This window comes from Paracoccus sp. KKT209, assembly GCF_055635455.1.
Genome location: NZ_CM145758.1, coordinates 648,966 through 670,295, shown reverse-complemented (window position 1 = coordinate 670,295; position 21,330 = coordinate 648,966). Strand labels below are relative to the sequence as shown.

Sequence of the window (21,330 nt, the reverse complement as noted above, 5' to 3'; positions counted from 1 at the left end):
CGATCCGTCGGCAGCGCATCTCATCAGCAGAAGTTTAGCCGGAACCCGACGGAGCTAGGTATTTGCCCAGTCCCGAAGTGCATAGCATTTGCAGCATCTCGCTATAGCGGCCATTCAGCCTAAGCGCGGGATTCCAGCGCCGAAGCAGAGAGGGCAGAAAGCAGCCTGATGGCGGTGCAGCACAATTTCTAGAGCATTTGTAAGAAGCCGCCGTTCGCCAAGGCTGGGGGAAGTAACGCCTCTCCATTCACTGCGCGCATATTGAACCAACGCTGTCGTTTTTGCCGCAGGTTGCGTGCCTTAAAGCGCTGCATACGCAACAGCAGCGCGCATGCAGGTTCTACCTGTCCCAACATGGTCCTCTCAGCCGAAACCTGAGGGCAGTGCTTCTAAGAGTGCTTTGGCTTCTAGGCGCCTGCCCTAGGGCGACCCGGAAGAGGCAGATTGACGAGGACTGGCAGCAGGGCGCAAACTTAACATGCCTACGAGCCAGATTTTGCAGACGACTGGGTCAAGAATTCGGTAGGTGGCAGCCGGCTCAGGAATACTGTCAGCCGGAACAGTTGAGATGCTCAGGTGTTTTGCGTCATGGGCTATGAGACGACCCGCATGACCAAGGCTTCACACGGGCGGATGCTGCTCGTGAATGCAGCAGCCTTCCTGTTCATGGCGGCGGTTCTTGCCCACTCGGTGATCGCAGAGGGGATGCTGTCGCACTCGTCCGTTCCTAGTAACCAAGCCCATGTTCTTTCCGAAGCTAGACATGGGAGTGCCGCCTGTGATGTCACCACTTTGCACAGCGTAGCCACAGCTTGTTCTGCCTCGGCGCATGATCAGGGCGATGGAGCTGGAACACCCCCGTGTTGCGGAGACGTCTGTCACCTGGCGCTTGCACCGCAGGAGATCCCGTCTCCACAGCACATGGCGCACGAGGAATCAATCGTTCTCGTTTCTGTGCCGCTCCTCAGTGGACGCGTGCTCGAAGGTCCGCGCCGCCCCCCGCGGCTTCCCGTCTGATCTCATGGCGAGCCTGCGGGACTTGCGCCCGGTCTGACGTCGTCTGGCTGGCGCTTCTCTTCTCTCCTTTCGTCAAAAGATGCAGCACGTCGGTGTTCCGACGGCAACCTGCAGGACCGCGTCGAGACCCGCCCTAAGCCGATAATTGTCGCAAGATGGCGGCCTAAACGGTCCTAATCACCAATCAACCCTCAGGAGAACAGCCATGGGTAAACTCCAATTCACCGTAGCAATTGCCACGCTTCTTGCCACGCCCGGTTTCGCGCAAGACGCCGCTCCCGCCCAGCAGGGTGCGCCCGCGAACCAAGCCGAGCAGACGGCGGATCTCTCGATCCTGCCCCAGGGTTGCCAGAACGCGATCCAGCAGTCTGGAATGCCCGGTATGATGCGCGGAGGCATGATGCAGGGCATGGACATGTCCGACATGATGGGCGGTATGGGCCGCATGGAAGGCATGGACGAGGCCCAGAAGGCTTCCATGCAGGTCATGATGGAGATGAACGCTCCCATGATGGCCACCCACTTTATCAAGGATCCCGACCTTGCCTTCCACTGCGGGATGATCGCGCATCACGCGGGCGCCATTGCGATGGCAGAAGTCGAGTTGAAATATGGCAAGGATGAGGCGACGAAACAGATGGCTCAGAAGATCATCGACGCGCAGGGGCCGGAAATTGAGGAGATGACGGCTTGGGTCGAGGAACATACGGCCCAGCAATAAGCGACTGGCCGCCGGCGCGTGAGGCGTCGGCGGCTACGCCTTACCCCCAATTCCTTGTCCTGTGTCCCGACATGCCAAGATGACCCAGGATTAGTGACAGGGAGATAACGGTGCGGAACCTGTTCGGGAAAGGACATATCATGTCGACGTCTCATGGCGATCATACCGCTCAGGTCCAGTTGCACCAAGGCCCCAGCGACCCCGGTGACAGCGAGCATCGGGTAAAGGATCCGGTCTGCGGCATGACGATCGATACTCACACCTCGGCGCGCCGCGCAGAGCACGGCGGGCGAACGTATCACTTCTGCTCGGCCGGATGCCGGACAAAGTTCCTGGCCGAACCGGCCCGTTACCTTGATCTGGCAGGGGCCGCGGCCTCCGATCCCGTTCCCGAAGGAACGATCTACACCTGTCCGATGCATCCCGAGATCCGGCAGGTCGGGCCGGGGTCATGCCCGATCTGCGGGATGGCCCTGGAGCCTCTCTTGGTCAGCCTGGAGGCTGAACCGAACGAGGAACTGATCGACATGCGGCGCCGCCTGCGGATCGGGCTGGCGCTGACGATCCCTGTCGTCATCCTCGAGATGGGTGGGCATTTCCTGGGGCTAGACCACTACCTCGGGCAGCGCACGTCCAACTGGCTGCAGCTGATCCTGGCGACACCAGTCGTGCTCTGGGCCGGATGGCCTTTCTTTGTGCGTGCCTGGCAGCCGCTGGTGACCCGCAACCTCAACATGTTCACCCTGATTGCCTTGGGGACAGGCACCGCGTGGGTATACAGCATCGTGGCAACGGCATTACCCGGCATCTTCCCTGATGCGTTTCGCCAGCATGACGGATCGGTCGCAGTCTACTTCGAGGCGGCCTCTGTCATCACCGTGCTGGTGCTGCTGGGTCAGGCCCTGGAACTGAAGGCGCGCGAAGGCACCAGCGGGGCGATTCGGGCCCTGCTTGATCTGGCTCCGAAGACTGCCCGGCGGATCAGAGGGGATGGCACCGAAGAGGAAGTGTCGCTCGACCTGGTGCAGGTTGGGGATCAGCTCCGGGTGCGCCCTGGGGAAAAGGTCCCCGTGGACGGCGCGGTCCTGGAAGGGCGCAGCGCGGTGGACGAGTCGATGGTCACGGGTGAATCCATGCCCGTGACCAAGGAGGCTGGCGCCACGGCGATTGGCGGAACGATGAACCAGTCCGGCGCCCTGGTGATCGAGGCGCGCAAGGTGGGCCGCGACACCATGCTGTCCCAGATTGTGCAGTTGGTGGCCGAGGCGCAGCGCTCGCGTGCGCCGATCCAGCGGCTTGCAGACCAGGTCTCGGGGTGGTTCGTGCCGGCGGTGATCCTTGTGGCTCTGCTGGCCTTTGCGGCCTGGTCCGTCTGGGGACCAGAGCCGCGTTTCTCGTTCGGGCTGATCGCTGCCGTCTCGGTCCTGATCATCGCCTGCCCCTGCGCCCTCGGCCTTGCCACCCCGATGTCGATCATGGTGGGGGTCGGCCGCGGCGCGCAGGCGGGGGTCTTGATCAAAAACGCCGAGGCTTTGGAGCATATGGAGAAGGTAGACACGATTGTGGTCGACAAGACCGGCACCCTGACCGAAGGCCGGCCCGCCGTCACCGCGATCGTTCCCGCCCCCGGATGGACCGACGCCGAAGTGCTGCGTCTTGCGGCCAGCGTGGAACGGGCCAGCGAACATCCCCTGGCGCTTGCCATCGTGCGGGCAGCGGAGAACCGGGGCGTGGCAGCCGCACCTGTGGCAGAGTTCGACTCGCCCACGGGCAAGGGCGCCCTGGGCATGGTCGAGGGCAAGTGCATCGCCTTGGGCAATGCCCGGTTCCTTGCCGAGCAGGGCGTGGATGTCGCGTCCCTTGCCGCCCGCGCCGACGCGTTGCGTGCCGATGGCGCCACCGCCATCTTCATGGGCGTGGATGGCGAGCCTGCCACGATCTTTGCCATCGCGGACCCGGTGAAACCCTCAACGCCGGAGGCCCTCGCTGCCCTCAAGGTCGATGGCATCCGGGTTGTCATGTTGACCGGCGACAACTGGACCACGGCAAGAGCCGTGGCGCGGCAGCTTGGCATCGACGATGTCGAGGCCGAGGTTCTGCCCGACCAGAAAAGCGCCGTGGTCCAGCGCTACAAGGCAGAAGGGCGGGTCGTGGCCATGGCGGGCGACGGGGTCAGCGATGCGCCCGCCCTAGCGGCCGCCGATGTCGGCATCGCCATGGGCACCGGCACCGATGTGGCCATGGAGAGCGCCGGTGTCACCCTGCTCAAGGGCGATCTGACCGGCATCGTCCGGGCACGGCGGCTGTCCGAGGCGGTGATGCGCAACATCCGGCAAAACCTGTTCTTCGCCTTCATCTACAACGCGCTCGGCATCCCGGTCGCGGCAGGGGCTCTTTATCCGGTCTTCGGCTTTCTGCTGTCCCCGATCATCGCGGCCGCCGCCATGGCCCTGTCCTCGGTCAGCGTGATCGCCAATGCCGCACGGCTGCGGGGCGTAAAGCTGTGAGCACAAGGCCCAAGCGCGTGGCCGCATGGGGCACGAGCCGGAAAACTCCAGCATCCGGTGGTCCAAGGTTGGGGAGCAGCGCACAAACCGGCAGACTCTCGTTATGACCGACGGACCAACGGGGGGCAGGTCAGTATAGAAGTGGGATATCCTTGGATCAGATGCGCGGCGCTATATACGGGAACAGAGCGCTACGCAGGCGTGAACTTAGGTCCGGATCTACTAGAAAGTTCCCGGCAAGCCGCCGAGCAGAGCTTAATATTTGCGGCAATGCTCCGCGTTCAGAAAGCTGAAGAGAGAGGGTTCGGCGAACCAGATGTTCAGAAGCAGGTTGATTATGCCATCACGGAGATGGAGCCAATCATGCTTGAGTATGTCGATCGCTTTCGCGCAAACTTCGCCGCACAGGGCTCATTCATGGACGGCGGCCAGATGTCGATGCAGGAATATATTCTCTGCGCCGAAATGAGGTCGGTCGTATTGGGTGAATGACAGGCAAGTTTGTGTCGCACCGCAGCGGACTGTGGCCTGCCGATTTCGCTGCGCCAAGCACGAGCATCTGCTCTCGGGAAGCTGCACGGCGCCGCCGCGACTGTCTCGACCGGCCGCACAGGGCCGCCACCTGCCGTCCCTCTTCACCGGCTCGGAGCGTGCGGTTCGGCCTGTCGGCAGCCTTCGTCAGGACAATGAGACCTTGAGGACGTGACGATCATCCGCTGTCTTGAACAGGAACGATAGCTCCACCTGGGCGCCGCAGGCTGCGGCGTAGCTCACGATACTTTCTAGATTCGGCAAGGCAGCCGTCGGGCTTTCCAGGCGTCCAATCATCGACAGTGTCAGCGGCCGGCCGAGTTCTTCGGATGCGCGCCGAAGGTCTGCCTGGCTCATCTGCTTCGTCTTGCGCATGGCCCGCAGGGCCATGGCGAGATCAGCTTCCGCTCGGTGCTGATCGAGCAGCGCCGCCCCTGCAGGGTTGGCAGCTCGCATCCTCTCCAGGAGGCTGCCCCCGCCATCGTCGGCCATACTGCCTCGCTTCGTTCGCCTTGCAGTCATTGCAGTCTCCTTCCCGAAGCGCCGCTCTCCATGTGCGCTTCGAGGTTCTTCAACAGCGACACGAAGCGCGTCGTCTTCGCCTTGAGGAGCGCCTCGTCCACAACCGCCAGATATCCTGAGGACCAAAGCGGCAGGTAGCCGGTCCTCCGGTTTGGATCATGACCAGAGGAGGCGAGCGTGATCACTGCACTCGGGAACGGCCTGCCGAGGCGATACCACCGGCTGATCGTCCTGGCCCATCCGGCGTCACGGCTCAGCCCGACCAGGGCCGATGTCAGGATCTGGCGGTCTCCCAGCAGGGGGTGCCCCGAGACCTGCGCCCAAAGGGCCGGAAGATCGCCCTCGTCCTTGACAAGAACGGCCCAAAGATCTGCCAGAGGGGCCTCGGCGAGATCCTCAGACGTGGGACCGCGTTCAAGCGCGGCGACGGAAGCCTTGGCAAGGCAGAAGAAACTGTGAGGGTCGTGCATCTGGGTCTCCATGATTGGGGCGGTTACTGTGGGCATGGCTGGGCACGGCGGCCGATCGCGAGAGGCTTCCATCGAGAGGGCTTCGGCGCCCGAATCGCCGGCGTCATCCGAAGCTACCCATGGCACTCCGGCCCGATCTCCCTGAGGAAAACCGCAAGGACGGCGCCGTCGGGCCCCTTCAAGGCGTCGGCTGGAACTCCGTCAAAATCGAGATGCGGGCGCATCAGCCAGTTCAGCAGCCGGAGGTCGCTCCATTTCGCCGCTCTGGCAGCAGCGAGGATCTGGGCGAATCCAGGGTCGAGCCGACGGTTGATCAAGTCGAACTGGAAGACAGGATATTTCCAAGTACCGGCGACACGGAAGCGCAGAAGGCAGCCCTCCTTCGGAAAGCTGCACCAAGACGGACACGCATCCGACCGACCCAGCATTCCACGTGCTTCATCGCCACTGATCATCTCGACGCCGCTGAGGATCTGCCTGCGCAAGACCCGAAGGCGCGCCCTGCCACGGCCTGTCATTCTTTGCTTGCGGGACATCTCACATCGCCACCGACCTGTTTTCCATGTCGAGGGCACGTTGGAGCATCCTCAGCACCGTCCGAAGGCTCGGCCTCGCCTCTGCATGAGGCGCGACCACTGCCAGGGCGTCGACGATGGCCGAGATTGAGGCTCCGGAAAGACCGCGGGCGCGTCCCTGGCGTTCCGCAAAGGCCATCAGGTGGGGCAGCTCCACGTCCTGCAGCCGAAGGACGGTGCAGCGGCTGATGAGCGGCTCTGGCAGCGGCGCCAGGTTGTTGACCAGCAGGATCCAGCTGATCCACGACATGTCACAGCGCACCCGGAAGTAGGGGCAGCTCCAGTCTGCTGCGGTGACGGGCTCAAGGAGCGGCAGCAGCGCGGGGGCGAGAGCATGGGAATGTCCGCTGGATGACCTGACATCGCCCGCCTTCTCGACCTCGTCGACGACCACGAGAGGATTGCCCGACAGCCGCTCCAGCACGAACTCGAACACGCGGCCCGGGCGGGCGCTCGACCAGCCGCGCTGAGAGCCGACCACCGCGAAGCTGCCCCCTTCGCTGGTCGCGTCGATCACGAGGCTGCCGGCGCCGATCAGCTCGCCCAGCCGCCGTGCCCAGTGGGTCTTGCCGATGCCCGGCGGGCCGTCGAAGATCACCGGCGGCAGGCGGAACCCGGGATGACCTTCGCGCACGGACCTGCGCATGGCGTTCCAGGCATGTTCGGTCGCCGGCGCCATCCACGGCATTTCTTGGTGAAGCGTCGCCGCCAGGACATCGGCGTGATGCTCGTCGGAGATCTGGGCAAGGCTGACGCCGTCCTTCAGGGGCGACAGCCGCTCGCGGTCCTGCTTGTCCAGATGCCCGACCCCCGAAGCACGCAGGATGCGATCATGGAGCCGGCTGGCCCGCCGGTTCGCGCGCCTGTGGTCCTTCTGCGGCACGCTGATGCCCTCGACCGCGCCCATGCAGGCAAGATCGTAGAGGTCTCAGTCCTCATGCCGGGACAGATCGACGCCAGCGCGAGCGGCGCGAAGCCGAAGCAGGTGCAGCACCAGCCGCTTGGTGATCCTGCGCGCCGACAGGTCCGGGTCAGGCATCCTGGCCCTGATGAAGGGGTGGTTTCGCATGGTCGGTCCTCGCATGAACCAGCCGCTCATCCGCGGCCGGATGCGGCTGGCCCGAAGGCGCAGACGCTGGTTTCAGGAAGGACCCGGGTCAGGAGGAAGTGTTGAGATCCGACGGCCACGCCGTCAAGCCAGCGGCCCGCAGCAGGGACACAGCTGGCGCAGCTTGGCCCTGTCCGGCATCAATGCCATTAAGCCGCTGAAAATTCTAACTTAGTTGCGTGAAACGCGAACCAGTGGCAGCGTTATGGTTGTCGAAATGGCAGAAAACCCCCGAAATGGCAGTTTTATGGGGGCCTCTACACACCTACACCGTGTCCAGATACAGCTCGACCGTCTCCTCGTCCGACAGCTCCGCCATGTAGTGCAGTTCCTGACGCTTGGTCATCAGGTAATTCTCGACCAGATGCGCGGGCAGGATGCGGCGGATCTGGGGGCACTGATCGAAGGCCTCGATGGCGGCGCCCCAGTCTCCGGGCAGCTGCGCCAGATGCTGGTCATAGGCGTTGCCCTTGAAGGGCGGGGGCGCCTGCAGCTGGTCCTCGATGCCGTTCAGGGCGGCGCCCAGGATCGCGGCGATGGTCAGGTAGGGGTTCACGTCGCCCCCCGCCACGCGATGCTCGATCCGGCGTGCCTTTGGGCCTGACGAGGGGATGCGGATCGCGGCCGTGCGGTTCTCGTAGGCCCAACCGATGCCGGTCGGCGCATGGGCGTTCGGGACCAGCCGGTCATAGCTGTTCTCGTGCGGGGCGAACAGCAGCGTCGACCCGGGCATGGCGCACAGGCAGCCGGCGACGGCCTGGCGCAGCGCCTCGGACCCTTCCTCGCCGCCATTGTCGAAGATGTTGCGCCCCTCGCGGTCCAGGATCGAGAAATGCATGTGCATCCCGTTGCCCGAAAACGCCTCGTAGGGCTTGGCCATGAAGCTGGCGGCAAAGCCGTAGGAGCGCGCGACGCCCTTGACCAGCATCTTGAACAGCCAGGTGTCGTCGGCGGCCTTCAGCGGATCGGCCTGGTGCATCAGGTTGATCTCGAACTGGCCGGGCCCGGCCTCGGAGATCGCCGTGTCGGCCGGGATGTCCATCGATTCGCAGGCATCATAGAGCGTGGTGAAGAACTGATCGAAGGCATCCAGCGCGCGCAGCGACAGGACCTCGCCCCCCGTCCGCCGCTTGCCCGAACGCGGGCTGGGGGGCACGCGCAGCTGCCGGCCGCTGTCGTCGATGAGGAAGAATTCCAGCTCGGTCGCCACCACGGGGGTCAGGCCGGCGGCGGCGTAACGTTCAGCCACGCGGGCCAGCGCCTGGCGCGGGTCGCCGTCATAGGGGCGCCCGTCGGGGTGGAACATCCACAGGGGCAGCAGCGCGGTGGGGGCCGCATCCAGCCAGGGCATGGGCAGGAAACCGCGCTCGGTCGGCATCAGCAACCCGTCGGGATCGCCGGCCTCGAAGACCAGCGGGCTGTCCTCGACATCCTCGCCCCAGATATCCAGGTTGAGGACCGAATAGGGGAACTTGGTCCCCCCCTCCATCAGCGCCAAGGCGTTGCGGGCCGGCAGACGCTTGCCGCGCGCCACTCCGTTCAGGTCGGCGGCCGCGACGCGGATCGTCTTTACCTCGGGATGTTCGCGCAGCCATTCCATGTTGGTCATCTCACTAGCAAAGGACGGTATCTGACCCGCCCGCCCTGCCCCGGCAGGTGGCGGTTCAGGCGACGGTTCACGCGGCCGAACAGCCAGATCAGCAGCAGCGTGGCGGCGATGAAATAGGCGGCGGCGATCGGATAGGCCACGAAGGGGTTGAAGGTCCGGTCCGCGAAGTAGCTGGCGTAATAGAGCGCGTCCCCCCGCTGCTGGAACGCCGGAAAGCCCGAAAAATAGACCAGCGTGGTGGCGTGGAAGAGAAAGATCGCCTCGTTGGTGTAGGAGGGCCAGGCCAGCCGCAGCATGGTGGGCCAGATCACCCGGCGAAAGCGCGTCCAGCCGGTCATGCCATAGGCATCGGCGGCCTCGACATCACCCTTCGGGACGGACATCAGCGCGCCGTGAAAGATCTGCGCCGTATAGGCGGTGGTGTTCAGGGTCAGGACGATCAGCGCCCCGGCCCAGGCCTTGGTCAGCCAGCTGGTCTGCACGGTCAGCCCCAGGATGTCGACGCCGGCCCGCGGCAGCAGGACCAGCGCCTCGTAGGCGATGAAGAACTGGATGAACAGCGGGCTGCCGCGGAACAGGAAGATGAAGGCATTGGCGGGCCTGCGCAGCCAGGAACGCGGGCTGGCCTTGGCCATCGCCACGGCCGTGGCCAGGACGAAGCCCATGGCCAGCGCCAGGATGGCGAAATAGAGGTTCCAGATCAGGCCCGACCCGATCAGGGTGAACTGCTGGCAGAGATCGTACCCCTCGCGCGGCAGCAGGCGTTCGCCGATGCCGATCGAGCGCAGGCCATAGTCGATGATGGTCTGGGTGCAGCTCATGCCACCGCCCCCTTGCGCTGCGCCTCGCCGCCCATTGTCGCCTGCCCGCGCGACAACCGCTGCGTCACGCGGCCCAGCACCCGTTCCGAGGCCCAGGTCATCAGCAGGTAGAAGACCAGCAGCGCCAGGAAATAGTACAGCCGCCAGTCGGGATGGGGATAGCTGAAGGCGCTGGTCTTGGCGCCGCCCAGTTCGCGCGCCCAGTAGACGACGTCCTCGACCCCCAGAAGGAACAGCAGCGGCGTGGCCTTGATCAGGATCATCCACAGGTTCGACAGGCCCGGCAACGCATAGGTCCACATCTGCGGGACCAGCACGCGGCGGGTCACCTGGCGGCGGGTCATGCCATAGGCCTCGGCCGTTTCCAGCTGCGCGCGCGGTACCGCCTGCATCGCGCCAAAAAGCACGTTGGCCGCGAAGGCCCCGAACACGACGGAAAAGGCGACGACCGCCAGGAAGATGCCATAGGCGTCATGCACCCAGGCCGCGCTGGTGTTCAGCGGCAGCTTGGCGGCATCGCAGACGACGAAATCGTTGCCCTGCCAGACCGATTGGCTGCTGTCGCACAGGACCTGGTGGCGCAGCCATTCGAAGCCCTGGTCCAGCGCGATGGGCACGAACAGGAAGAAGATGATGTCGGGCACGCCGCGCACCATCGAGGTATAGAGCTTGCCGAACCAGCGCAGCGGCGCGATCGACGACCGGGCCGCCATGGCCCCGCCATAGCCGAACAGCAGCGCGACGGGCGCGGTGATCGCCAGCAGGATCAGCACCGTTCCGAAGCTGGCATAGAACAGCAGATGTGTGCCGGATGTCAGATAGCACGACAGCCAGACGAGCCCTTCGAGCGAGGACGGATCGGTGCAGTAGGAAAACATCTTGGGTCCCGGAAGGCCGCCGCGGGACGATCCCGCGGCGGCGGGTCAGATCATTCGAAGACCAGCGCGTCTTCGCCGAACCACTTGAGGATCAGCGCGTTAAGGCTGCCGTCTTCCTTCATCGCGGTGATGGCGGTGTCGAACTTGTCGCGCAGTTCGGTGTCGGACTGGCGCAGGCCCATGCCGATGCCCTCGCCCAGGGGGACGGTGTCAAAGCCCTCGACCCAGACCAGCTCGCCGTTCGATTCCTCGACGATGGGGGCCAGGAAGTCCTTGTCGGCAAAGACCGCGTCGGCCTCGCCATTGCGGACGGCGGCGACGGTCTGGTCGGGATTGGGATATTCCAGCAGCGTCGCGCCGGTGCTGGCCACATGGCCGGCTTGGATCGTGCTGGTCTGCGCCGCGACCACGCCGCCCTCGACATCCGCATCGGCCGACAGCGCCGCATAGGCGGAGGGCATGGCGGGGGTATAGGGCTGCGTGAACTGGATGACCTGCTTGCGCTCCTCGTTGATGTTCATGCCGGCCAGGATCGTGTCGTAGTTCGACGACACCAGGTTCGGGATGATCGAATCCCAGTCATTGCGCACCCAGGTGCAGTCCAGTTCGGCCCGGGCGCAGAGCTCGTTGCCCAACTCGATCTCGAAGCCGGTGACCTCGCCCGTGGCGTCGTCGATGAAGTTGTAGGGAGGATAGGCCCCTTCGGTGCCCATGCGGATGGTCTGGGCCTGCGACAGGCCGGCGGTCAGTGCCAGAGCGGCAGCAGCAATCGTCAGAAGTTTCATGTCTTACCTTTCCTGTGCGTCTTTAATTGGCCATCGTGGCGGACAGGAACTGGCGCAGACGGTCGGTCTGCGGGTCCCCGAACAGCCGCGCGGGCGGGCCTTCTTCGCAGATCACGCCCTGGTGCAGGAACACGACGTGATCGCTGACATCGGCGGCCAGCCGCATGTCATGGGTGACCAGGATCATCGTGCGATGCTCCGCGGCCAGATCCTTGATGACCTTGACCACCTCCTGCTGCAGTTCGGGGTCAAGGGCGCTGGTGGGTTCGTCGAAGAGCAGCGCCTTGGGCTGCATGCAGAGCGCGCGGGCGATGGCCGCCCGCTGCTGCTGGCCGCCCGACAGCTGCGCGGGCCAGGCCCCGGCCTTGTCGCCGATGCCCACCTTGTCCAGCAGGTCGCGGGCCCGCGCCTCGACCTCGGCGCGGTCCTCGCCCAGGACGGTGACCGGGGCCTCCATGACGTTCTGAAGGATCGTCATGTGGGACCACAGGTTGAACTGCTGAAAGACCATCGACAGGTTGGTGCGGAACCGGGTCACCTGCGCGCGGTCGGCGGGCATGCGGGACTGGCCCTGGCCCTTCCAGCGCACGGCCTCTCCCTCGAACAGGATCTCGCCGGCCTGGCTGTCCTCCAAGAGGTTGCAGCAGCGCAGAAGCGTGGATTTGCCCGAGCCCGACGACCCGATCAGGCTGATCACATGGCCGCGCGGCGCCGTCATCGAGATGCCCTTGAGCACCTCGAGCGGACCATAGGCCTTGTGCAGCCCGGTGATCTGGATGACCGGCGGAGTGTCGGCTTGGGAAGGGGTCTTGCTCATCATCCGCGCATTGGGCGTCAAAAGCGCCCCATTTGCAACGGGGTGAAGCGGGCAACCTGCCGATAAGGCAGGTTGCCGCTGCGTCAGGACGAAAGGTCAGGCAATCTCGATCGAATATTTCTCGATCACGGTGTTGGCCAGCAGCCCCTCGCACATCCGGGTCACCTCGGCGCGGGCGGTTTCGGGGTCGGTGGCAGCCAGGTCCAGCTCGATCAGCTTGCCCTGGCGCACGCCCGAGACGCCGCCATGGCCCAGTCCCCCCAGCGCGTGGCGGATCGCCTCGCCCTGCGGGTCCAGGACGCCGTCCTTCAGCATGATGGTCACACGTGCTTTCATGGCGGGGCGTCCTTTCAGTTGATCGCGGTCGGTTTCAGGCTGGTCGTGTTCGCGGGCATCAGGCCCAGCCGGCGCGCCACCTCGGTATAGGCGTCGGTCAGGCTGCCGAGGTCGCGGCGGAACACGTCCTTGTCCAGCTTCTGCCCTGTCTTGACATCCCATAGCCGGCAGCTGTCGGGGCTGATCTCGTCCGCCACGATCAGGCGCATGAAATCGTTGTCCCAGACTCGGCCGATCTCGATCTTGAAGTCGATCAGCTTGATGCCGGCGCCGTAGAACACGCCGGACAGGAAGTCGTTCACGCGCAGCGCGAGGCTGACGATGTCGTCCAGGTCCTGCTGCGTCGCCCAGCCAAAGGCGATGATGTATTCCTCGGACACCATCGGGTCGCCCAGCTCGTCATTCTTGAAGCTGTATTCGACGATGGGGCGGGGCAGCAGCGCGCCCTCCTCCAGGCCCAGCCGCTTGGACAGCGAACCGGCGGCAAAGTTGCGCACGATCACTTCCAGCGGCACGATCTCGACCTGGCGGATCAGCTGCTCGCGCATGTTGATGCGGCGGATGAAATGGTTCGGGACGCCGATATTCGTCAAACCGTTCATGAAGAACTCGGACAGGCGGTTGTTCAGCACGCCCTTGCCTTCGATCGTGGCGCGCTTCTGCGCGTTGAAGGCGGTCGCGTCATCCTTGAAATACTGGATGAGCGTGCCCGGTTCAGTGCCCTCGTAGAGGATCTTTGCCTTGCCTTCGTAAACCTTCTTGCGCCGCGGTGCCATGGGCCCACCGTCCTTTCGCATGTCCCTGAAGATGCCGCTTAGCGCAGAAAGCCCATCGGTAGCAATACGAGGCTTGCGACAAGTCCCGCCAATGGGCATATCGGAAACAGGAGACAGCAGGAGGGACCCATGTCCACGTTCGACGACCGTGAACGCGCCTATGAGGCGAAATTCGCCCATGACGCCGATCTGCGCTTCAAGGCGGAAGCCCGGCGCAACCGCCTGCTGGGCGAATGGGCGGCCGGGATGCTGGGCAAGGAGGGCGACGACGCCCGCGCCTATGCGATGAGCGTGGTCACCTCGGACTTCGAGGAACCGGGCGATGAGGACGTGTTCCGCAAGGTCGAGGGCGACCTGCAGGGCAAGGCCGACGGCGCCACGATCCGCGCCAAGATGGCCGAGCTGACCGACGTGGCCCGCCGCCAGATCGTGGACGAGAGCTGATCCACGGGGCTGGCCGACGACCGGACCGAAGGGGGCGTTGCGCCCCCTTTTTTCATGCGCAACGGGCAGGGCGCGTTGCATGGGTGTGATCCGCAACGGGCGGGGCGGTCGGAGGCCTTTTTTCCAGCCATTGCTGGGGATGGGGCCGCACCGGGCGTCCGCCGCCGGTGCACCGGATGTGCACCGGTTGTACACAGGCGGCGCCGGTCAGGCGGGCTGGGCCGCGGCCTCGGCCCGGGGATAGAGGCGCAGCATGGTCAGGGCGCGGGCCGTGTTCAGCGCCATCAGCGCCGCCCAGAGGCCGTGATTGCCCCAGACCGGCGGCAGGACCAGCACCCCCGCCACGAAGACCGCCACGGACTGGATCATCGCGATGCGCATTTCCCGCGTCAGGGTGGCGCCGATGAAGATGCCGTCCAGCATCCAGGCGGCGACCCCGATCAGCGGCGCAAGGCCCAGCCAGGGCAGGTAGAGGCGTGCCTCGGCCCGGACCTCGGGCGAGGTGGTCAGCAGGTCGATGATCGCCCCGCCCCCGGTCACGAAGACCAGCCCCAGCGCCACCGCCCCGCCCAGGCCCCAGGCCGAGGTCAGCTGGCTGGCGCGGCGCACGCGGATCGGGTGCCGCGCCCCCACCGCCTGCCCCACCAGGCTTTCGGCGGCGAAGGCGAAGCCGTCCAGCGCATAGGCGGTCAGCGCCAGGAACTGCAGCAGGACCTGGTTTGCGGCCAGCGGCACGTCCCCCTGCCCCGCGCCCAGGAACAGGAAGCTGGTCATGCAGCCCTGCAGCAGGACCGAGCGGATCATGATGTCGCCGTTGACCCGCGCCAGCCGGTTCAGCTTGCCCGCGGCGAAAAGCGTGGCGGTGCCGCGTGCCGCCCGGATCGCGCGGCCGAGGACATGGCGCGCCAGCCACAGGCCCAGGCCCAGCCCGGCCAGTTCGGCGATCAGCGTGGCCCAGGCGACGCCCGCCACCCCCAGCCCGAGGCCTAGCACGAACCAGATATCCAGCGCGACGTTCAGCCCGTTCTGCAGCAGCTGCAGCGCCAGCACCGCGCGGGTGCGTTCCACCGCGATCAGCCAGCCGGTGATCGCATAAAGGCCGATGGTCGCGGGCGCCCCCCAGATGCGGATCGCCAGATAGTCGCGGGCCAGCGCCTCGACTGTGTCCGAGGCCGGGGCCAGCCGGAAGGCCGCCCAGAAGATCGGCACCTGCAGCGCCACGAAGACCAGGCCCGCCGCCGCCGCGATCGCCAGCGCCCGCAGCAGATGGGCGCCGACCTCGGCCGCATCGCCCGCGCCATGCGCCTGCGCCACCAGCCCCGACGTGCCCATGCGCAGGAAGCCGAAGACCCAGTAGATCGAGGTCAGGATGATCGCGCCGATGCCCACGGCGCCGATCGCCTCGGGCAGGCCCAGCTGGCCCACGACGCCGGTGTCGACCAGCCCCAGCAGCGGCACGGTCAGGTTCGACAGGACGATGGGGAGGGCGATGTTCAGGACCCGGCGATGGGTCAGGTCGGTCATGGCTGGGGCATGAGGAAATGCCCCGTCGCCTGCGCCATCAGCCGCGAGCGGTTGTCCTGCCAGGTTTCCACCTGGACCGAGGCATAGCGCCGCCCCGACCGCACCACCCGCGCCCGCGCATAGGCGTCGCGCGGCAGGCCCGAGCGCAGGTAGTCGACGGTGAAGTCGATGGTCTTGGGCAGGCGCGGCAGGCTGTCGGGAACGGCCGCGTCGGGGGCGATGCGGCCAGATTCCAGGTCCTCCCACATGGCGGCCCAGGAAAGCTCGATGATCGCCGTGACCTCCATGAAGGCCGCCGTGACGCCGCCGTGGATGGCGGGCAGGCGCGGGTTCCCGATCAGCTTGTCGTCAAAGGGCAGGATCGCCGTCAGCTCGTCGCCGCGGCGGTCGAACCGGATGCCCAGCCAGGTCATGTAGGGCACGCCCGAGACCAAGGCGTTCAGCGCCGAATCGCGGCGCGACTTGATCAGGTGCAGGGGCTCGTTGCGGTCGGCCATGGGTTCACCTTTCCGCCGTGAAGGCGCCGGTGGCGCTGGCCACGGGATTTTCGCCGTCGTCGTCCACCGCCACCGCACGCAGGAAGGCCACGCTGCGGGTCATGTGATAGCATTCGGCCCGCGCGGTGATGCGCTGTCCCGGTTTGGCGGCGCGCATGTAGTCGATGCGCAGGTCGATGGTCGCGGTCGATCGCGGGTTCGTGGGATGCGCCATCACCGCCGCCCCGCAGCAGGTGTCCATCAGCGCCGAGACGACGCCGCCGTGGATCACGCCGGTGCGCGGGTCGCCCACCAGGTGTTCGGCCCAGGGCATCGAGATCACCGCCCGCCCCGCCCCGATCTCGTCCACGCGCATCTGCAGGGCGCGGGCATGGGGGATCGCCTCGATGAACTGCTGCGCGATCCGCGCATGGTCGGCGGCGGTCGTGTCGGGGTCTTGCGTCATCGCGGGCTCCTGTTTGGTCATGAGTAGCGCCGGGGGGCCCGCGCACTCAACCCCCCGCGCGGGAGCCTGAGCGATTCGGTTGAGTCGTGGGCCCCGACGTCCTAGGCTGACGTTAAGGGAAATCCGACAGGAGTCGCGGGTGAGCGAAGACCAGATCAGCTTCAAGGACATGTGCGCCCGGTTCGAGGTGACGCCCCGGACGCTGCGCTATTACGAATATATCGAGCTGCTGAAGCCCCGGAAGGAGGGTCGCGCCCGCTTTTACGGCCCGCGCGAGGTGGCGCGCATGACGCTGATCCTGCGCGGCCGGCGCTTTGGCTTTTCGCTGGAGGAGATCCGGCAATGGCTGCTGATCTATGACCGCCAGGGCTCGCGCGAGCAGTACCAGGTCTGGATCGACATGGCCGACCGCCAGCTGGCGGTGCTGGACGGGCAGATCGAGGATCTGAAGGGCGCGCGCGCCGATCTGGCGCAACTGCGCGAGACGACGATGGACGAGCTGTCGCGCATGCCCGCAGCCGACGGCTGACGGGACGACGGGGCGCGGCGTGACGCCGCGTCTCGCTTACGTTCGCGTCAACTTGGCCCTATATGTCGGGGACAAGGACGGAACGCCGGTGAAGGAGGAGAAGCCGCATCCCATGTCCGAAGAGCTGATGACCATCCGCCAGATGTGCGATGCCTATGAGGTCACGCCCCGCACGCTGCGTTTCTACGAGGCGCGCGAGCTGATCTTTCCCGAACGCCGGGGCCAGCACCGCCTGTACGACCGGCGCGACCGGGCCAGGCTGACGCTGATCCTGCGCGGCAAGCGGTTCGGCTTCAGCCTGGAACAGATCCGCCAGCTGCTGGAGCTTTACGAGCCCGGCGGCACCAACCGCACCCAGATCGCCCGCACGATCGAGGTCGGGCGGGCGCGTCTGGCCGACATGGAACGGCAGCATGCCGAGCTGAGCGAGGCGATCGCCGATCTCAGGCTGCACATCTCCGACGCGGAACACCGGCTTTCCGTCCCGTCCCACGAACAGTCCACAGGATAACGCCATGCCGATCTATTCTGCCCCGATCCGCGACCTGCAATTCGTCCTGCACGACGTCCTGAAGCTGTCGCAGTCCGACCTGCCCGGCCATGACGAGCTGGACCGCGACTTTACCGAAGCTGTCCTGGAGGCCGCCGGCAAGCTGGCCAGCGAGGTGCTGGCGCCGCTGAACATCGTCGGCGACCGCCAGGGCTGCCGTCTGGAGAACGGTGTCGTGCGCACACCCGACGGCTTTGACCGCGCCTTCGAGGCGGTCAAGGAAGGCGGCTGGACGGCGCTGGACTGCGATCCCGAATATGGCGGCCAGGGCATGCCCTATGTCATGGGCGTCGCCACCGGCGAGTTGTTCGTCAGCGCCAACATGGCTTTCAACATGTACCAGGGCCTGACCCACGGCGCCTATTCCGCCATCCACGCCCACGGCACCGACGAGCAGAAGCGCACCTTTTTGCCCAAGATGGTCAGCTGCGACTGGACGGGCACGATGAACCTGACGGAGCCGCATTGCGGCACCGATCTGGGCCTGCTGCGCACCAAGGCCGAGCCGCAGGATGACGGCAGCTATCTGATCACCGGGCAGAAGATATTCATCTCGGCCGGCGACCATGACCTGGCCGAGAATGTCATCCACCTGGTCCTGGCCAAGGCGCCGGGCGGCGGCGAGGGCACCAAGGGCATCAGCCTGTTCATCGTGCCGAAGTTCCTGGTGAACGAGGACGGCAGCCTGGGCGAACGCAACGGCGTGTCGGTCGGCGCGCTGGAGCACAAGATGGGCATCCACGGCAACGCCACCTGCGTGATGAACTATGACGGCGCCCGCGGCTGGCTGCTGGGCGACCTGCACAAGGGCATGCGCGCCATGTTCACGATGATGAACGAGGCGCGGCTGGGCGTCGGCCTGCAGGGCTATGCCTGCGCGATCCCCGCGTACCAGAACGCGCTGGCCTATGCCAAGGACCGCCTGCAGGGCCGGGCCGTGACGGGTGCGCAGAACGCGGCCGCCGCCGCCGACCCGCTGATCGTGCATCCCGACATCCGCCGCAGCCTGATGGACCAGAAGTCCTTCCTGGAGGGTGCCCGTGCGCTGACCCTGTGGGGGGCGCATCTGATCGACCGCAGCAACATGGCGGGCGATGCGGATGCCGAGGGGCTGGTGTCGCTGATGACCCCGGTGGTCAAGGGCTTCCTGACCGACAAGGGCTTTGACACCACGGTGCTGGCCCAGCAGATCCTGGGCGGGCACGGCTATGTCGAGGAATGGGGCATGAGCCAGTTCGTCCGCGACGCCCGCATCACCATGATCTATGAGGGCGCGAACGGGGTGCAGGCGCTGGACCTGGTCGGCCGCAAGCTGGCGCAGGACGGCGGCAAGCATGTCATGGCCTTCTTCGACATGGTGAAGTCCTTCTGCAAGGAGCAGTCGGACAACGAGGCTCTGGCGGCGGACTTCATCGCGCCCCTGAAGGCCGCATCCAAGGACCTGCAGACCGCGGCCATGTTCTTCATGGAACGCGGCATGAAGAACCCCAACGATGCGCTGTCGGGCAGCTATGACTTCATGCACCTCTTTGGCCATGTCACCTTGGGCTACATGTGGGCACGCATGGCCGTCGCCGCGCAGGCGGCGCTGGATGCGGGCGAAGGCGACGCCGGCTTCCTCAGGACCAAGCTGGTGACCGGCCGGTACTACATGAAGCGGCAGTTGCCGATGACCGCGACGCATCTGGCCCGCATCCAGTCCGGGGCGGCGCCGGTCATGGAACTGGAGGCGGAAGCCTTCTGATCCGGCGGGGCAGGTGGAGAGGCCAGGATGGGTATTTTCGCAACGAAGAAACGCGGATTGCGCCCCGGCCCCTCCCCTCTTCCGAGCGGCAAGGCGTTATCGGCCCAGGAGCCGGGGCGGCTTCTCCGTTGGCGGTCATCGGCTCCCCAGCCTGTACCGCAGCGTCGGTTGTAAAGGCGCATGGTGAAGAAGGGGTTAAGCGGCCCCTTCTTTGTTGTCCAAATCCCCCGCGGGGGTCCGGGGGCGCGAAGCCCCCGGCGTGGAGGAATAGAAATGACCGCGCAACTCTGGTGCTTTGGCGAATCGGGCAATGCCTACAAGGCGGCGCTGACGATGCAGCTGGCGGGCTATGACTGGCAGCCCGTCTATGTCGACTTCTTCAACGGCGAAGGGCGCAGCCCGGCGTTCAGGGACATCAACCCGATGGGTGAGGTGCCGGTCTTTCGCGAAGGTGACCTGACCCTGACACAATCCGCGGTGATCCAGCTGCATGTGGCCGAGCGCGCGGGCAGGTTTCTGGGCAGCGACCGCAACGAGACCCTGCGCTGGCTGATGTTCGACAATCACAAGGTTTCGGGTCAGGCGGGGCCTGCGCGGTTCCTGCTGAACTTCCTGCCCGCCGACAAGCGCCCGCTGGGCGCGGCCGAATACCTGCAGGGGCGGCTGAAGGGTGCCTATCAGGTGCTGGACGCGCATCTGGCCGACCGGGACTGGGTCGCGCCGGGTGGCCCGACCGTCGCCGATTTCGCACTGTGCGGATATCTCTACTACCCCGAGCCCTTCGGTTTCGACCGCAGGGACTGGCCCCACATCGACCGCTGGCTGGAGGGCATCGCCGCCCTGCCCGGTTGGAAACACCCCTATGATCTGATGCCCGGCAATCCATCCGACCGGGCGCCCAAGGAGGACCAATGACCGACGCATTCATCTATGACGCCGCCCGCACGCCGCGCGGCAAGGGCCGCCCCGATGGCAGCCTGCACGAGGTGACGTCGCTGGCTTTGTCGGCGCGCCTGCTGAACGCCGTCAAGGAGCGCAACGGGCTGGAGGGCCCCGTGGTCGAGGACGTGATCTGGGGCAACGTCACCCAGGTCAAGGAGCAGGGCGGCTGCCTCGCGCGCAGCGCGGTGCTGGCATCCGACCTGGACCAGCGCATTCCGGGCCTGTCGATCAACCGCTTTTGCGCCAGCGGCATGGAGGCCGTGAACCTTGCCGCCAACCAGATCCGAGGCGGCGCCGGGCATGCCTATATCGCGGGCGGTGTCGAGATGATGGGCCGCGTCGCGATGGGCAGCGACGGGGCCGCCATCGCGGTCGATCCCAGCCTGGCCATGCGGTCCTATTTCGTGCCGCAGGGGATCAGCGCCGACATCATCGCGACCGAATACGGGTTCACCCGCGAGGAGGCCGACGCGCTGGCGCTGGAAAGCCAGAAGCGCGCGGCCCGGGCCTGGGAGGAAGGCCGTTTCGCCAAGTCGATCGTGCCGGTCCTGGACCAGAACGGGCTGACCATCCTGGACCGTGACGAATACATGCGCCCCGGCACCACCGCCGAGGACCTGGCCAAGCTGCGCCCCGCCTTCAAGGAGATGGGCGAGGCGATGCCCGGTTTCGACAAGGTGGCGATGCTGAAATACCCGCACATGACCCATGTCGACCACATCCACCATGCCGGCAACAGCAGCGGCATCGTCGACGGTGCCGCCGCCGTGCTGATCGGCAACGAGGAGTTCGGCCGGGCGCATGGGCTGAAGCCCCGCGCGCGCATCCGTGCGACCGCCAAGATCGGCACCGACCCCACGATCATGCTGACCGGCCCCGTGCCCGTGACCGAGAAGATCCTGGCCGACAGCGGCATGTCGATCAGCGACATCGACCTGTTCGAGGTGAACGAGGCCTTTGCCTCGGTCGTGCTGCGCTTCATGCAGGCCTTCCAGGTCGATCATTCCAAGGTCAACGTCAATGGCGGCGCCATCGCCATGGGCCATCCGCTGGGCGCGACGGGGGCGATCATCATCGGCACCCTGCTGGACGAGCTGGAGCGGCAGGACAAACAGGTGGGTCTGGCGACCCTGTGCATCGCGTCCGGCATGGGCGCGGCCACCATCATCGAACGCGTGTGAG

General features: G+C 65.9%; 23 protein-coding genes. 9 read left to right on the top strand and 14 right to left on the bottom strand.

Annotated features, from left to right (window positions below; translation table 11 throughout):
* Positions 1–1,222: 1,222 nt before the first annotated feature.
* The 3 genes from copM to ACZ2G3_RS03380 all read left to right on the top strand — a co-directional run bounded on the left by copM (position 1,223) and on the right by ACZ2G3_RS03380 (position 4,737).
* Complete coding sequence (gene copM / locus ACZ2G3_RS03390) at positions 1,223–1,738, top strand: CopM family metallochaperone (protein WP_470397651.1); 516 nt, start codon at positions 1,223–1,225, stop codon at positions 1,736–1,738.
* 140 nt (positions 1,739–1,878) lie between these two features.
* The gene (locus ACZ2G3_RS03385) at positions 1,879–4,245 is read left to right on the top strand and encodes a heavy metal translocating P-type ATPase (protein WP_470397649.1); all 2,367 of its coding nucleotides are present in this window, start codon (positions 1,879–1,881) and stop codon (positions 4,243–4,245) included.
* A 141-nt stretch (positions 4,246–4,386) separates the two neighbouring features.
* A complete protein-coding gene (locus tag ACZ2G3_RS03380; RefSeq protein ID WP_470397647.1) occupies positions 4,387–4,737 on the top strand; it encodes a hypothetical protein in 351 nt (116 codons plus the stop codon).
* A gap of 186 nt (positions 4,738–4,923) precedes the next feature.
* Here the strand turns inward: ACZ2G3_RS03380 and ACZ2G3_RS03375 are convergent, their stop codons facing one another.
* From ACZ2G3_RS03375 to purC, 11 genes are all read right to left on the bottom strand, one after another.
* Positions 4,924–5,268: a hypothetical protein gene (locus ACZ2G3_RS03375; RefSeq protein WP_470397646.1), complete on the bottom strand. Its 345-nt coding sequence runs from the start codon at positions 5,266–5,268 to the stop codon at positions 4,924–4,926.
* Between the two features lie 26 nt (positions 5,269–5,294).
* Entirely contained in the window at positions 5,295–5,780 is a 486-nt protein-coding gene (locus ACZ2G3_RS03370) for a DUF6634 family protein (protein WP_470397644.1), read from the bottom strand.
* Between the two features lie 101 nt (positions 5,781–5,881).
* The gene (locus ACZ2G3_RS03365; protein WP_470397642.1) at positions 5,882–6,253 is read right to left on the bottom strand and encodes a hypothetical protein; all 372 of its coding nucleotides are present in this window, start codon (positions 6,251–6,253) and stop codon (positions 5,882–5,884) included.
* Between the two features lie 52 nt (positions 6,254–6,305).
* Positions 6,306–7,250 carry an AAA family ATPase gene (locus tag ACZ2G3_RS03360; protein ID WP_470397641.1) on the bottom strand — a complete coding sequence of 315 codons (945 nt, stop codon included), beginning with the start codon at positions 7,248–7,250 and terminating at the stop codon, positions 6,306–6,308.
* Between the two features lie 466 nt (positions 7,251–7,716).
* The gene (locus tag ACZ2G3_RS03355) at positions 7,717–9,051 is read right to left on the bottom strand and encodes a glutamine synthetase family protein (protein WP_470399034.1); all 1,335 of its coding nucleotides are present in this window, start codon (positions 9,049–9,051) and stop codon (positions 7,717–7,719) included.
* Positions 9,052–9,056: 5 nt separating this feature from the next.
* A complete protein-coding gene (locus tag ACZ2G3_RS03350) occupies positions 9,057–9,881 on the bottom strand; it encodes an ABC transporter permease (protein ID WP_470397639.1) in 825 nt (274 codons plus the stop codon).
* The gene (locus tag ACZ2G3_RS03345) at positions 9,878–10,759 is read right to left on the bottom strand and encodes an ABC transporter permease (RefSeq protein WP_470397637.1); all 882 of its coding nucleotides are present in this window, start codon (positions 10,757–10,759) and stop codon (positions 9,878–9,880) included. The genes ACZ2G3_RS03350 and ACZ2G3_RS03345 overlap by 4 nt, the downstream gene beginning before the upstream one ends.
* Before the next feature lie 50 nt (positions 10,760–10,809).
* Positions 10,810–11,544, bottom strand: coding sequence for a transporter substrate-binding domain-containing protein (locus tag ACZ2G3_RS03340; protein ID WP_419271154.1), 735 nt, complete (start codon positions 11,542–11,544; stop codon positions 10,810–10,812).
* A gap of 22 nt (positions 11,545–11,566) precedes the next feature.
* Positions 11,567–12,361 (bottom strand): ABC transporter ATP-binding protein, encoded by a 795-nt coding sequence (locus tag ACZ2G3_RS03335; RefSeq protein ID WP_419271155.1) that lies wholly within the window; start codon positions 12,359–12,361, stop codon positions 11,567–11,569.
* Positions 12,362–12,457: 96 nt separating this feature from the next.
* A complete protein-coding gene (gene purS, locus ACZ2G3_RS03330) occupies positions 12,458–12,697 on the bottom strand; it encodes a phosphoribosylformylglycinamidine synthase subunit PurS (RefSeq protein WP_419271156.1) in 240 nt (79 codons plus the stop codon).
* A gap of 14 nt (positions 12,698–12,711) precedes the next feature.
* The gene (gene purC / locus ACZ2G3_RS03325) at positions 12,712–13,473 is read right to left on the bottom strand and encodes a phosphoribosylaminoimidazolesuccinocarboxamide synthase (protein ID WP_419271157.1); all 762 of its coding nucleotides are present in this window, start codon (positions 13,471–13,473) and stop codon (positions 12,712–12,714) included.
* Between the two features lie 129 nt (positions 13,474–13,602).
* Here purC and ACZ2G3_RS03320 point away from each other — a divergent pair, with 129 nt between their 5' ends.
* Positions 13,603–13,917 (top strand): DUF1476 domain-containing protein, encoded by a 315-nt coding sequence (locus ACZ2G3_RS03320; RefSeq protein ID WP_419271158.1) that lies wholly within the window; start codon positions 13,603–13,605, stop codon positions 13,915–13,917.
* Between the two features lie 207 nt (positions 13,918–14,124).
* Here the strand turns inward: ACZ2G3_RS03320 and ACZ2G3_RS03315 are convergent, their stop codons facing one another.
* From ACZ2G3_RS03315 to ACZ2G3_RS03305, 3 genes are read right to left on the bottom strand one after another with little or no spacing between them, the layout of a single operon-like run.
* Complete coding sequence (locus tag ACZ2G3_RS03315; protein ID WP_470397634.1) at positions 14,125–15,441, bottom strand: MATE family efflux transporter; 1,317 nt, start codon at positions 15,439–15,441, stop codon at positions 14,125–14,127.
* Entirely contained in the window at positions 15,438–15,938 is a 501-nt protein-coding gene (locus ACZ2G3_RS03310; protein ID WP_419271160.1) for a PaaI family thioesterase, read from the bottom strand. The genes ACZ2G3_RS03315 and ACZ2G3_RS03310 overlap by 4 nt, the downstream gene beginning before the upstream one ends.
* 4 nt (positions 15,939–15,942) lie before the next feature.
* On the bottom strand, positions 15,943–16,383 hold the full coding sequence (locus ACZ2G3_RS03305; protein WP_419271161.1) for a PaaI family thioesterase: 441 nt from the start codon (positions 16,381–16,383) through the stop codon (positions 15,943–15,945).
* A 139-nt stretch (positions 16,384–16,522) separates the two neighbouring features.
* On the opposite strand from ACZ2G3_RS03305, the gene ACZ2G3_RS03300 reads away from it, so the two are divergent.
* From ACZ2G3_RS03300 to ACZ2G3_RS03280, 5 genes are all read left to right on the top strand, one after another.
* Positions 16,523–16,912, top strand: a complete 390-nt coding sequence (locus ACZ2G3_RS03300; RefSeq protein ID WP_470397632.1) for a MerR family transcriptional regulator — start codon at positions 16,523–16,525, stop codon at positions 16,910–16,912.
* Positions 16,913–17,024: 112 nt separating this feature from the next.
* Positions 17,025–17,423: a MerR family transcriptional regulator gene (locus ACZ2G3_RS03295; protein WP_470399032.1), complete on the top strand. Its 399-nt coding sequence runs from the start codon at positions 17,025–17,027 to the stop codon at positions 17,421–17,423.
* Between the two features lie 4 nt (positions 17,424–17,427).
* On the top strand, positions 17,428–19,206 hold the full coding sequence (locus ACZ2G3_RS03290) for an acyl-CoA dehydrogenase C-terminal domain-containing protein (protein ID WP_470397630.1): 1,779 nt from the start codon (positions 17,428–17,430) through the stop codon (positions 19,204–19,206).
* Positions 19,207–19,479: 273 nt separating this feature from the next.
* Positions 19,480–20,121 (top strand): glutathione S-transferase family protein, encoded by a 642-nt coding sequence (locus ACZ2G3_RS03285; RefSeq protein ID WP_470397628.1) that lies wholly within the window; start codon positions 19,480–19,482, stop codon positions 20,119–20,121.
* Complete coding sequence (locus tag ACZ2G3_RS03280; RefSeq protein ID WP_419271165.1) at positions 20,118–21,329, top strand: acetyl-CoA C-acetyltransferase; 1,212 nt, start codon at positions 20,118–20,120, stop codon at positions 21,327–21,329. Before ACZ2G3_RS03285 ends, ACZ2G3_RS03280 begins: the two co-directional genes overlap by 4 nt.
* The last annotated feature ends 1 nt before the right edge of the window (position 21,330 follow it).